This window comes from Pedobacter sp. 01T416_2 (assembly GCF_056398925.1).
Genome location: NZ_JBFTQI010000042.1, coordinates 1 through 14,694, shown reverse-complemented (window position 1 = coordinate 14,694; position 14,694 = coordinate 1). Strand labels below are relative to the sequence as shown.

Here is a 14,694-nt window from a genome sequence, read left to right as displayed (position 1 = left end):
GTGCTTTCTCCGGATGAAGTACCATAAAGCGCATAAAGTGAGCCTACAAAACCTCCTGCGGTTTCAGTACTCAAAAACTTCCCATCCACTTTATCCATCAGTATTTTCCATTTGCCCGGGCTTTCAGCGTAAAGAAAATTGTAAAGCCCTCGATCAGCTTCTATTTTAAACTGCAGGGTTTTAGCTTTTACCGGAGTTTCAATAATCAAGTCCATCCCCTTAGTTGCTCGGTTCCCTTTGTAAAGCTGAACGACCTGCTTCCCATCTTTTATCGATTTGCAGATGTAGTAAAAATTATATTCACCTTGAAAGATAAGCATCCCTGCTTTTTCATTTGGCTGCGACGCCGTAAAGGTCATCTGAGTTGAAGCGCTACCGGTTAAATGCTGCTGTCTTTTACCGATAAATGCAGGATTTCCTAACCCCATACACGTTTCTGGCAGTAACTTCATTGTTAAGCCATTTTCTTTATCTAACCTATACCAGCTGGTATCATTGGTTCTTAGAAACAATAACGATTGATCAAGTTTTTTATCAAAGGTAGTTCTGTAGGCAAAGTTTCCACTTTGTGGCGGGGCAATCTGTTTTATTTCCTTAAAATCAGCAGTATAACTATATTGAACTTCTTTTTGGTCTGGATTGATGATTGGCCAGCCATCTACCCATTTAACCGGCGCGATAAATGTTTCCCTCCCGGTATTATAATGATTGCCTTCATAAGGCCTTACAGCCAGGAAAATGGCATAAGTTTTCCCATCTGGACCATCAACTAATTCTGCATGACCAGTAGAAGTAATCGGGTCTTTACGGTTTGGATCTAAATCGCGCTGCGTCAATATCGGGTTTTTCTCATAAGGAACATAAGGTCCGGTGGCTTGCTTACTTCTTAAAATTACCTGTGAGTGATTAACGGAAGTACCTCCTTCGGCAGCACAGAGATAATACCAATCGCCACGTTTAAAAATGTGCGGTCCTTCAATCCAGACCGGTTTTTTGCTGATGTCTACCCCACCATTTACCAACTGAACTTCTTCACCCACTACTTTTAAACCGACTGGATCAAACTGAAAAGTACGGATGGTTCGGTGCCCAGGATATAGGGGTTTATTATCTGGCGCATCGCTGTTATAAACGATATAGGCTTTGTCCTGATCAAAAAACAGTGACGGGTCAATCCCTCTCACTTGCGGTAACCAAACTGGATCACTCCATGGTCCTTCAGGTTTTTTTGACGTCATTACAAAATTTCCACGCTTATCGATATTGGTACAGGTCATATAAAATGTCCCTTTATAGTAATTGATTGAAGGTGCAAAAAGCCCTCTAGAGGTACGATCACCGAAAAAAGTCATTTGTGACGGGCGATCGATCACATTGCCGATCTGCTTCCAATTTTTTAAATCCTTGCTATGGAACACGGGAACACCTGGAAAGTAGGCGAAGGTTGAATTAACAAGGTAATAATCGCTTCCCACTTTGGTTACACTGGGATCAGGATAAAACCCTGCCATAATCGGGTTTGTAAATTTAATTTGTCCGTACGAATAGCCAGTATAAAGAAGGGCAATCAATAGAAGAATTTTTTTCATAAAATGCACGTTGGTTATGCTCAAAACTAACATCTACTTCCTTACTGGCATGAGCCATTTGTTCAAAAGAAAGCTCCAGATGTTTGTTTTAAAAAAATCGATATGGGTGACAGGGGATTTTATAGCTCACAATGTATCGTCATTGCGAGGCACGAAGATAACCGAACGAAAGTGAGCTCATGAACACCTTTAAAAACAACTGAAAAATGAATAATCTTAATGCACTCGCAAATAGCAATAGTTGTAAGATTGCTTCGTCGTTCCTCCTCGCAATGACGACCTTTCTATTGGGATCTGTAAATGACAGCTTGTTGAAGTACTTTCTTTGTATTAAAAATAGGGGTCTTCGACAGGCTCTCCATAGGAGTCCTTTGGACAGACTGACATCGCAATTATTTTTATTAAAATTTAAACAAGCTATTAGATGGATTTTAAAGCTTCACGCGTTTATCTTTTCGTTTTACATTGATATATTCGGAGGGAAGCATATTAAACTGCGCTTTAAAAAGCTTCGAAAAATAGCTTGGTGTACCAAAACCAGTCATGTATGCGATCTGTGCAACATTGTAATCACTTTTCTCCAGTAATTCTACTGCCCTTTCCAGTTTTACAGATCTAATGTATTCGATTGGTGTCAGGCCGGTAATTTCGAGCAGTTTGTGGTAAAGAGAACCTCTGCTCATGCCCACATGCCTGCTTAGTTCCTCTACTGAGAGTTCTGGATTGTTAAGTTTTTCATCAATATACTGGACGATTTTATTCAACAACTTAACTTCGCTAGACTCAATTTCAATTTCTTTAGCCTGTACCTGCACCTGTTTAGAATACGCATTTTTTACCGAGCGATTAAACAACAATAGGTTGTCTATTTTTGCATGAAGAATATCAAAATTAAAAGGCTTGGTAAGGTAGTCGTTGGCACCGGATTTCAGGCCTTTAATCTGGTCCTCTTCTCCACTGATTGCGGTCAACAGGATAACTGGGATATGACTTGTTCTTTTGTCTGCCTTTATTTTCTGGCTTAGCTCAATGCCATTCATTTCTGGCATGCTGATATCGGTAACAACTAATTGCGGGTGTCCGGAAAGTGTTTTCTGCCAACCTTCTTTACCATTTGACGCCTCTATAATATGATAAAATGGCTGCAGACTATCTTTTAAGTAAAATCTGAATTCCTCATTGTCTTCAACCAAAAGGATTGTGGGCATCTTGACCTCGTTAGTTGCTGGCTCAGTAACGGATTCATCCAGTTCTTCGTTCGTAAAACTATAGGCTGTATCATCAACCTCTTGATCATTTTCTTCATCCATTATCTCAACTGGAATCGAAACCAAAAATGCTGTTCCCTTTCCAAGTTCACTTTCTACGGTAATCTGCCCACCGTGCAGTTCTACAAACTCTTTTACAATCGACAACCCGATTCCACTGCCTTGATTTAAGATAGAACTCACATTGTTATCCATAAAAAAACGATCGAACACCCTGTCTTTACTTTGATGTGCAATGCCTATCCCGGTATCTGAAACCTCAATACAAAATACAGGCTTAGTCTGATCGGCAGCGGCTCTTATGAACATATTAAGAGATACTTCCCCACCTTCTTTTGTAAATTTAAATGCATTAGAAAGCAGGTTAAATACAATTCTTTCCATTTTATCCTGATCAAAATGCGTTCTCAGGTTTTTAATATCGCTGTTAATACGAAGAGAAATTTTCTTGCGCTCGGAAAGATCCTGGAATGCTTCTGCAGCTTCACTGATAAAAGTAATGAGATCGGCCTCGTTCAGGTTCAACTTTAGTTCCTGTTCTTCCATTTTTCTAAAATCGAGCAGTTGGTTGACCAGATTTAACAGCCTCCGTGCATTTCTACGGATCATCTTTACCTGACCGGCTACAGCAGATTCCTGTTTAACGGCAAGCAACTTATCAACGGGTGCCAAAATCAATGAAATCGGTGTTCTAAACTCGTGGCTTAAATTGGTGAGGAATTTGATCTTTTGTATATCCAATGCATGGGCACGTTCTGCGTCCTTTCGCTGCTGTAGGATCCTTTGTTCAGCATTGATCTGGGCTTGTTCAATGGCAAGCTGCTGTTTGATGCGCTGAATTCCCCGTCGCCTAATGGCAAACAGGATTGTACCAATTAAGACTGCATAAAAAATATAAGCATAAATAGTTCTCCAGAAGGGCGGTTGTATATGAACAGAAATTGAAGTGATTTTATCACTCCAAACGCCGTCGTTATTACTTGCTCTTACCTGAAAAATGTAATCTCCGGGATCCAAGTTCGTATAATATGCTGTTTTCTCCTTACCAACTTCATTCCAACCCTCATCTAAACCAACAAGGCGATAGGAATAGTGGTTTTGTTGCGGCGCTGTATAATTTAACGCTACATAACTAATTGAGAAATTTTGCCCATAGCTCAGTTTAATTTTTTTCGCGAAGCCAATTTGCTCTTGAATAGGTGATTTTTCACCAGGAAGTACAACAGTATTGGCGACCTTTAGTTCGGTAAGCAACACATTTGGAACCACATTATTGGAGGGCAATTCAAGCGGATTAAAATAGTTGAAACCGTCTTGCCCGCCAAAATAAAGCTCGCCATCTGAAGTGCTGATTCCCGAACCCAATATAAAAGGACTGTCTTGCACCCCATTGGGACGCCCAAAGTTTTTTATTTTTTTTGTTTCTGGATCAAGACAACTGATGCCATTATCGGTACTGAACCAAATCAGACCGTCTCTGCCTTCCAATATTTTGTAAACAATAGCATTTGGCAATCCGTTTGTTTCGTTAAAATTGGTAAATTTTCCGGTACGGCGATTGAAAAGATCGAGCCCGGCACCATCAGTTCCGGCCCAAATATTCCCTCTACTATCACATAACAAACTCAATACCACATCATTAGAAAGCCCACTATTTGCTTTTCGGTACACTTTAAATTCACCGTTGTTGCGTTGAAATACGGCTATTCCCGTTCCGCTGGATGATATCCACATATTTCCATAAGGATCTTCAACAATTGCACGTATAAAACCATTGCTAGGGAGCACCATAGGTGGCGAGGATTGAGTGCCGTACCGGGTAAATGAATTCGTCTTATAATCAAATACATTCACTCCAGTTCCGTTTGTACCAATCCATATCAAACCCTTGCTATCTTCTTTGATAGCGAAAATTTCGTTTTGGCTAAGATCAGTTGCCGATGGTCCGGCCAGGAATTGTTTGTAAGTTTTGGTTTTGGGATTATAGGCAAACAAACCATGCTGATACGTTCCCACCCAAAGCACACCCCTGGAATCGAGCATTAGCGTAAGGATGGCCAATGGATTTCGGGAAAAATCAATTTTGCTTTTCATGTCGATATGCTCGAACACACCTTTGTCCCGATCGAAAAAATGTAGTCCTCCGCCATCCGTGCCCACAAAGATTTTTTGTTTTGAGAATTCGGCAAAAGAAGTGACAATGGGCGAGGAAAGTCCTTTTGGATCAAATGGGCTGCTACGCTTTAGGTTAAACAGTGCTAAATTTGGATCGAACTTATTAACGCCGCCCTGGTAGGTACCTAGCCAAATAATGCCATTATTAGCCATACAAATGCTTCTAACCGACTTATTGCTAAGGCCAAAGGTTTCACGTTTGTTGGGACGAATGTTTGAGAAAACCTCGGTGGCGGTATCGAAAATAGTTACCCCATCTTCGGTTCCTAACCACAATTTGCCTCCTTTTTCCAATCTGGCAGAATAAATAATGTCGTTTGAAAACAACTTATCACCCGATTGCAAAAAGGATTTGAAATGCTTTTCATCATCCAACAACATATTGAGACCATTGTAGGTACCAAAAAATATCCGCCCCTTTTCATCCTTCACAATAGTTTTAATGAAATTATTAGTAAGGCCCGAAGGGTCATTGGGATGATGGATAAACTTTTCGGTGGCACCATTGGTTAAATTAAGTGCCAAAAGCCCTAAATTGGTGCCGATCCATATCTTATTGCCACTACCTTGAAGAAAAGAAAGCACACTGGAACCGTTGCCCATCAATGCACCGATACCTACATTTTTTACCTTAAAAGTTTTGGTATTGATCACCCGATAGCCTCCAAAAGTACCTACCCAAATATTTCCGGTTCTATCTTCATAGAGTGTTAATACATTAAAGGGGACGTTACGATTCGGGATACCTTCACCTACAAATGATTTAAATGTATTTTTCTTAGCGTCATAGTAAGCCAAGCCCCCTCCGTTTGTACCCACCCAAAGTCTTCCATTCCGGTCTTCTAAAAGTGCCGAGATATTGTTAGACGGAATGCTCGTACTATCGCCACTTTTAGTGGTATAAACGGTAAAATTGGTACCATCAAACTTATTCAGCCCATCGCTGGTACCAAACCATACAAGGCCATTATGATCTTGCAGGATTGTATTTACAGTATTAGAAGAAAGACCATTTTTAGTATTAAGGGTAATGAAATTGGGGTTATTTTGCCCCTTTACAATAGTGTACGTCAATAACAATATCCCTAGAAGTGACATTGCGCTTATACCTGATACTCGTTTTAACATCATAACAATAGATTCACGCTTTAGCGATCTGGATTGTGATTGTACTAGTGCAGGGCTTGCTTGGCTCGCCTTTGGTACACTTTGGATTTATATTTGCTTTGTGCGTAAATATAGTTAACACCCCTAATTTAAACTATTTTATTTCAGCCTCGAACGGAGATGCCGGCAAGCCTTCTGCATTATACAAATTTGCACCGTCGGGATTATCCGCCCAGGCGTATCGAACAGCAACAGGATTGGAAATGCTATCGTTCCAAACAATTACGGTGTTGCCTTCAATTTTAGCCTTGGCCCAAACATATTTTTTATCGGCACCTGCAATGGCAAAATGATAAAGTTCGGGCTCACCTTTTGCAGTTAGTCCACTTCCCACATAATCAAAATTCAAAATCACCTTATTGCCTTGCACTGTTGCTGATCTGTAGATTGGACCTGAGTAAACGATGTTTTTTTCACCATAAATCAGCTTTTCGGCCCATAAAGCCAAACGCTCGCCAATTGTTTTTTTGTTCAGGGGATGAATATCATTCCATTCGCCGGCACCGAGCCCAACAGACATTCCTGTATTTGGTACTTTTAAGGTTTGGAGCTGGCTCTGCCGCAATTGTGCCCAGTCGCTCTCAACGGGAACATAATCAACCTCCATATAATTGGGTAGTTGTGCAAATAAAAATGGAAGATTGCCTAAGCCCCATTTATTTCTCCAATCGTTAATTAGTGCAGGTAGCAGTTTGGCATATTCTCTTGGCTTGCCTGCATTTGTTTCACCTTGGTACCATAAAAAGCCACTTATACTATAATTGATTGCAGGTGCAACCATGGTATTGTAAAGTCCCGTAGGAGAACTTTGCGCCACAATTGGTTGGATAATTTGTTGCCCTGGCTGGGAATAGCTTGGTTTAGGAAATACTTGGTCCACCTGGTAATCCCATTCGCCCCTTAAGTCAATTGCTTGTCCGTTGGCCTGTAACGAATAATTTTTGTCAGGCACAAAGCCACCTTTGCCCGTTGTATTTGTAACTTTTACTAAAATGGTGTTTTTACCTGGTTTTAACAGGTTGGCTGGCACATTGTATCTTCTTGGAGGATACTGATAAGTGATATTGCCTACAAAAACGCCATTTACGAAAGTGGAATCTGCATCGATAATACGCCCCATAAAAAGTTTTGCCTGCACGCCTGTCATCCCCGCAGGAACATCAATTTCCTTTTTAAAGTACAGGATGCCATTCAGGTTTCTCACGCCCTGATCTGCCCAATAACCTGGCATCCAGAACTTATGCCATATTTTTGGCACATAAGATGATTGCAAGGTTTTAACTGGTATTGGTAGCCCCTGTCTTTTTAGGCTGTTCATATAGGTAGTATCCCGAAAGTTTTTGATCTGGGCTTCAGCTGCAGGAAAATCCTTAAATGCATCCATGCTCATCCAGGCCTCTATTGGTGTTCCGCCAACACTGGAATTAATGATCCCAATGGGAATTTTGTATTTTTGATAGAGTTTTTTTGCGAAGAAGTAAGTAACTCCTCCAAACTCAAGCAATTCTTTACCTGATGCCAACTTCCACTCCCCTTTTGGCAGATCCAGTGATTCTTTGGATACATCAGCTTTTGTGGGTACAAAGAAATTTCTGATCTGGGGAAAATTGTCGTTCTTAACTTCGTTTGGATAATTTTCTTTCAGTCTTTCCATTGCTAACACCATGTTAGATTGGCCGGCACAAAAATATACGTCTCCAATTAAAATATCGGTTAATGTAATCAAATTCTGTCCTTCAATAGTCATGGTATACGGGCCTCCAGCTTTCATTTTGGGAAGCATAATCAACCACTTCCCATCGCTGCCTGTAATTGTCTCAAACTTTCTATTGCTAAAAGAAAGTTTAACTTTCTCATTTGCATTGGCCCAACCCCAGATCTTTAAATCTGTATTTCGTTGTAGCACCATTCGATTACTGATTAGCTGTGGAAGTTTTACCTCAGCTTTTGTCTTTAGGTTTGTGAACAAAACTGTAACGAGCAAAGCGCAAAGCGGAAGATAAGATTTTACGGTCATGCTTAGAAAGTCTGGAAAATATGGCAATAGATAATTTTCGGGGAAATGTAGACGCTTACCATCCTTCCCCCAGTTTCATCACAGAAATACATCGTTTAAAGCGTTAATATTTGGTTATTTCTTTTTAAAAAAATTATGCTCATATAAAGCTCCATGCCTGAGTAATTTCTACCCGAATATATCATTTACTTTCGAAAAAAACAATCGGTTGCATAACTATATTAAATTTGTTATAATCAGGCTTTATCGTGTGGACGCATCTTTTGATTTGGGTTTATATGCATTTTGCTAACCAACTTTAAAAAAGTACAGGTTTTACCGAAGAACTCAGTCAATCCCAAGTGGCAGGAAAATCAAAAAAACAGTTGCAGAATAGAACAAATAGTACTACCAAACCTTAAACGCAGTGGTTTTGTGTTCATAAGTGCTGAGTCGAAGCTTTCACGAGAATTGAACACAAAACAAAGTGCTGCTGTTTTTTTGATGAGCGTGGGTGGTGAGGAGCCACATTGCCGGATTGACAAAGCGCTTTGGGTACTTTGGCGCTCCAAAGTACCATGCCCCCGCCGCGGCAAAGAGCGGAAAACAACAAATTTTATTTCCAAACTATTTTTTATATGTAATCTTATTCTGCTAATAGCAGGAAAGATGCTGATCCCGAACATTCGGGACAGCATGACGATCCCCTTTAGAATATGTGCTAGAAACAAATACAAGCTAAGAAAGATGTGTCCACACGATAGAATCAGGCTGAAAAAAAGAGCCCGAGAAAATGAAATGGTAAATTATGCGTATGGAAGAGGCGGTATAAACTGCAATTAGATCTTAGTCAAATCATTGGTAATTTCCAATAAAAAAAGCCAGGAAAACGGTTAACGTCGTTCCTGGCTTTAAGCGAGTAGTAAATTTATTTATTCTTCAAGCCTTCGGCTGTGCCAATATAGGCAGGTTTTCGAACAAAACCTTCTGTCCACAAGCCAATTGGCTCCCCTGCTCTCCAGCTCGAAGTAGCTGGACTATCCTGAGGTGCCCATATGGTAATTCCATATCGCTGAGTGGCCGGAATAAGCTCAAAGTATTTCTTGATTACATATTTGTACATCTCAGATTGAGCTGCATATTGCTCGGGTGTTGCCTGTGCAGTTTTTATATTTCCTGCAAAACCCATATCCAATTCTGATATTTTGATAAGTTTACCAGTTGCGGCCAATAATTTGAACATTTCTTCAATCTTGGCTTTATCAGAAGTAGCTACAATGTGCATTTGTGTACCAATACCATCTATTTTTGCGCCTTTGCCTTCCAAATACTTTACGTATTCAATTAATCCTTTGCATTTATCGATGCTATATTCGAGGTTATAATCATTAATAAAATGAATATCAGTCGCATTACCATACTGCCTGGCCAATTGAAATGCCTTTAGCGCATAATCCTTACCCAGGTAATCTTGCCAAAAGAATTCATCAGCCGCAATGGACGTTCTACCCGCAGCAGTTTTAAGTTCAGCTGGTTTTGCATCATCCATTGGTTCGTTTACCACATCCCAAGCTTTAACATAATCTTTTGAAGCGGTAACTATACCTTTAATCCAGGTATCTAATGCCGTGGTTAAAATGGTTTTTTTCTGCTCGGCAGTTTTTTCTACAATTGTAGTGCCGCCAAGCGGATTGTATTTTTTAAGCGTGATATTATCGAAATAAAAATTTGTTGCTGTTTTACCTAGGTTAAAAGCCAAAGCACCGCTTGTTGCAATGTCTGTAGTAACGGTAATTTCTTTCGTATAGGTTGTCCAGGTTGGTGTTGAAGAAATTGCGCCAAAAAAATCATAAAATTTGTACGCGCCGGGTGTAGTATGTGCCTGTGTAGGGTAAGATGCCGCTACATCAGAGCGCACATTCATTTTAAGCTCATATTTCTCTCCTACTGCTACCGCCGGAAATTTAAGAAATAACTGCGCATCATAATCGTTGGCCCGCACTGCCGAGTTACTAATTTTCAAAGCCCGTCCTGTACCGTTAAAGCCTTCGCCAGCTGCAGTAAATGAGGCAACTGCATTGGTATTGGATTGATAAACTGAGGCGTTGTCTGTTTCAAAATCGGCACCAATTACCAGGTCCCACGTAGGGCCACCGCTTGAAGGAATAACCACGGGGGCTATCAGTCCTTTTAGGTAAGTAGCATTTTGATTGGCATGCCAGGCCAGTGTATGTCCAAAAACTGTAATACCAGCTTTAGACGCTGTCTCCAACAGGTTTTTCACATTGGTTAAGGCCAAACTTCCGTCAGCCTGTACAACGGCTCCATGTTTCATTTCGTAACCTAGTGTAATTTCATCAAAATTGCTGTTAATGAGTCTGTAAATTACGCCTTTGAAGAGATAAGGTTGCAGACTGGCTCCAGCACCAAATTTAAATTTAGGATTTGCCGTTCTATCAATATAGGTTTTTAATGGCTGATAGGCATCGATCTGCTCTTGGGCCGAGAAGCTTGTGGGTTTAGCCACCTGAAAATCGAGTGCCTCGTATTTGTGGCAGGAAGCAAGCAATATTGCCCCCGCCAGACCAAATGCTATTTTGTATAATCGTTTCATTTTCTCAATTTTTTGATTAAATATTTAATTATTTGATCGGCGTAAATGTTTCTGCTTTCACGCCACGGTCACGCATTACCAGGGTATCTACGCTATTCACTGTTCTATCATTCAGATCGATCTGATAGTTCAGATAAAGGGCATCGCGATCCTGGCTGCCCCAGCTGTTTTTCTCTCCCCGTTTAACAAATTTCCCGGTGCCACTCGCTGTAAAGCTAGCATCACCAGCTGCAATTGCACAGTTGCCCGTATTATCAAAAGTTAACAATAAGGTTCGGCTGATACTGGTTCCGCCTGTTACTTTAAATGTAACAGGAAACTCGGCCTGGGTTAGCGAATGTGTGTTTAACTTGTTGATTTCATCATTCTCCACATATTTCATATGGCGGACTACAGTTTGATTGAGCGCGGTGTTACCGCCTTTACCCACAATCACATCCTTTCCTCTGCGGAGGTAAAAACCCTGCCATGTATTGATATACTTTACGGCATACAAGGTGTATTTTTTTTCGGGCAAGATCATTTTGTTCTGATCAACACTGGTCATCGTTAAAGGGATCACATAAGTGGTATTGATAGCCAATGGGTCTGCGAAAAAAGCATCGGTTAACTGTACATCTACTCCACCTACTAAACTTCCTTTTGGGATGACAATTTTGTTAGCTGCAAGTGTATAATAATTAGCCGGCATGGGCCTTACGATACCGCTGTAGGGCGATGGAAAAGATAATCCCTGAGTTAGCGCGTTATCCACACTGATGCCAATGCTAATATCTTCCTTATTTGAGTAAACTCCACCAACCGTACCCATAATCTGAAATCTATGTTGGTTATCAAGTGAAGTATCAAAAATATCTTCGCCCATGGTGATGGTCCGAATCGGCCCTTGATAGGCAAAATAAACGGTTTGCATATCATTATCTGGAAATGCCCATTCTTCGTTTTTGCAAGCGCCAAGTGTTAAGACGAGCGCAAGTAAAATATATACTTTATTTTTCATGATGTTATTTGTTATAGTGAATGAATATTACCATCCCGTGTTTTGTTGCAAAGCATTATACTTTAGCGTTTCGCTGTAAGGAATTGGTCCAAATCTCATATACTCCTGATAGCTTCTTGCTTCTACATTGATTTCCTGATAAGTGCCTTGCGAAATACTCACGCCTTTTACCGGTTCAGTTAATGCTGCGTTCCATCTACGAAGATCCCAGAAACGAAATCCTTCAAAAGCCAATTCTAACCTACGCTCATTCCTAATCAATGTTCTCATGGCATCTTTATCTGTTTTAATCGATTCGAGGTAAGCATCACCATTTGCAGTTCCTACACCGGCCCTCGCACGAATAGCTTTAATGATATCATAAGCAGAATAGGGATTGCCGCCATTTGCTGTAGGCCCCCATGCCTCATTCGCTGCCTCTGCATAGATCAGGAATATTTCGGTATAGCGGATATGTGGCCTATAGTGTTTCTGATTATTTACGGTTGGTGTACGACTAACATCCTGCCTTAACAGTTTTTTCATGTAGTAACCAGTTCTTGTAGAAACTTCTTTTCTATTCAGTCCGTCATCATTCGTTGCCACATCTGTTGTGGTATTGATTACTTTGTTTGTCGGCCCGATCGTATTTCCGTTGTACACTATAAATTTTGCTAAACGCGGATCTCTACCTGTAAATGGGGCGGCAGGATTATATCCGCTCTGTGGCGTGTTGGTAATTGGATAACCGTTTTGCATCGGGAAAGCATTAACCAGATTTTGAGTTGGGTTTATGCGGCCCTGTCCAGACAGGGTTGGTGGATAGTTAGCAGCTTCTAAATCACTATTTGATCCAACATTTGTACGCCAAAGCACTTCTCGGGGACTAGCGCCAGAAGCCAATGCATCAATTTCTGCTTTGTTATCATACCAGGTAACACCATTAGGATCTAAGTTGGCTAACCAGTTATTAAGTGTAAGTACCTGTGCTGCGTAGGTGGCGGCGTCTGCCCATGTGGTAGAATTACCTGTGCTGAAAGCCGGACTTGCGCCAATTAGTGCTACGCGGGCACGAATGGCTTTAGAAATACGACCTGTCATGCGCTGATTAAAAAACTTACCAAAAACGCGGTTATAGGTCTCTACATTAATTCCTGCATATTTTGTCGGGATCTGGCTGGTGCTATTGATATCAGCATAATCTAAAGGAAGCAATTGTTCTGCCTTATCCAAATCACCATAAATCTGTTTAATACAGGCATCAAATGTGGCCCTTGGCTGGTTAAAGTTAGAAGCTGGTGTTTCGGGTTCGAGTACAATAGGGAAACCATATAAATTACCCCCTACTTTTCCGGCATGCGCCTGTAGCATATACGACATTAAGTAGGCTCTCAAAGCATATGCTTCACCTTTTTGCCTGTCGTTAAACATCCTGCTCAACACCGGGTCTTTAGAATCCCAAAGCACCTTGTCCGTCTCTGCCAAAAATAAGTTGATATACTGTATACCTGCTCTTGCATTGGTCCATTGATCTAATGGATTAAATGCAGCGGACCATTGCCCGGTGGCAATTTTCCTAAAATTATTATTGATATCATTACTTACTGCATCATCGGTAGCTACATCGTTAAACGACCAGCCATTTGATGGAAGCCTTGTGTAACCATTTAACAATAACCCATGGGCAAGTGCGGGTTCGGTATAGATGTTCTCAAAATCTCCATTATTTTGTGGAGCGGGGTCGGTAAACTTTTTACAGCCCGAGAGCATCACAACGACAACTATAAATCGTATTAATATTCTGTTCATCTTTTCTAATCTAATATTCAATTAAAACATTGCCTTTACGCCCAGGTTATATAACCTTGTTTGTGGGGCACCCCCTAAATTCAGCTCAAGTATTTCTCTTTCCTTCGCTATGGTTAAAAGATTAAATCCTGCCACATACAGCCMCAGTTCTTTCAACACTTTACTTTTGAACAATTTATCGGAAACTGTGTAGGAGATCTGAACTTTAGATAAATCAAAACGATCTGTATTGTACAACCAGAAATCAGATGCTCTGAAATTATTGTCGCCATTTAAAGTGGTAAGTCGCGGAAAGGTTGCCGTATTTTTTGTTTGAGGCGTCCATCTGTCGCGCACCACTGCCGAATACTTATCGCTTCCGTTAACCCAAAAATAGTTATCGCTTTTCATGGCACTTCCACCCAATCTACCTGTACCCAAAACAAATAGGGTAAAATTTTTCCATTTGGCAGTTACGTTCAATCCTGCTGTAAACGGAGCACCGAACCATCCACCGCGACCAAGATATACCTGATCCTTATCGTCAATGATTTTGTCACCGTTCTGGTCAATATATTTGATATCGCCAGGAGCCAATGCTGATCCAAATGCTGGTTTTGCACTACTAATTCCATCGGCCGCTGCCACTTCACTGGCATCCATGTAAAAACCATTGCTTTTTAATCCCCAGATCGCATCGAGTGGTTTGCCAGCGCGGTATTGATAGCTGTTTTCGTAAGTTAACAGATCGGCACGTTTAGTTGCTTTGGTGGTATAATATGTTCCTGATGCTCCAAAAGTCCAGTCAATCACTCCTATGCGTTTATTAAAATTTAAGTAAAAATCTAAACCGGTACGCTGATCACTATTGTAATTGCTGTAAGGAACAAAAGAAGAACTCGGAAATCCGGTAGTGAAATAGTTTGGATAAAGAACATTAATCTGACCGATAATCCCAGTGATGTTATTTCTAAAAACATTTGCTCCGAAATTAAACTGATTTTTGAACATTCCGCCTTTTATCCCGATACTGATTTCTTTCCTTTTAGCAAAAGTTAAATCCATGTTGGATCCACGGCGCGAATCTGTAGACTGTGTACCTGTACCATCATTCCAAC

General features: G+C 40.7%; 6 protein-coding genes and 1 pseudogene. All 7 read right to left on the bottom strand.

From position 1 onward, the window contains the following. On the bottom strand, window positions 1–1,589 hold a 1,589-nt coding region (locus AC1DPQ_RS03470), incomplete at its 3' end, for a glycoside hydrolase family 43 protein (protein ID WP_477607955.1). A 431-nt stretch (window positions 1,590–2,020) separates the two neighbouring features. Then, on the bottom strand, window positions 2,021–6,163 hold the full coding sequence (locus AC1DPQ_RS03465; protein WP_477607953.1) for a hybrid sensor histidine kinase/response regulator transcription factor: 4,143 nt from the start codon (window positions 6,161–6,163) through the stop codon (window positions 2,021–2,023). 130 nt (window positions 6,164–6,293) lie between these two features. After that, on the bottom strand, window positions 6,294–8,108 hold the full coding sequence (locus AC1DPQ_RS03460) for a sialate O-acetylesterase (protein WP_477607951.1): 1,815 nt from the start codon (window positions 8,106–8,108) through the stop codon (window positions 6,294–6,296). A gap of 1,015 nt (window positions 8,109–9,123) precedes the next feature. Then, complete coding sequence (locus tag AC1DPQ_RS03455) at window positions 9,124–10,809, bottom strand: endo-1,4-beta-xylanase (RefSeq protein ID WP_477607949.1); 1,686 nt, start codon at window positions 10,807–10,809, stop codon at window positions 9,124–9,126. 28 nt (window positions 10,810–10,837) lie between these two features. Then, entirely contained in the window at window positions 10,838–11,809 is a 972-nt protein-coding gene (locus tag AC1DPQ_RS03450; RefSeq protein ID WP_477582870.1) for a DUF5627 domain-containing protein, read from the bottom strand. A gap of 27 nt (window positions 11,810–11,836) precedes the next feature. Then, window positions 11,837–13,597 carry a RagB/SusD family nutrient uptake outer membrane protein gene (locus tag AC1DPQ_RS03445; RefSeq protein ID WP_477582872.1) on the bottom strand — a complete coding sequence of 587 codons (1,761 nt, stop codon included), beginning with the start codon at window positions 13,595–13,597 and terminating at the stop codon, window positions 11,837–11,839. Window positions 13,598–13,618: 21 nt separating this feature from the next. Further along, window positions 13,619–14,694, bottom strand: a pseudogene (locus tag AC1DPQ_RS03440) (SusC/RagA family TonB-linked outer membrane protein); the annotation flags it as partial.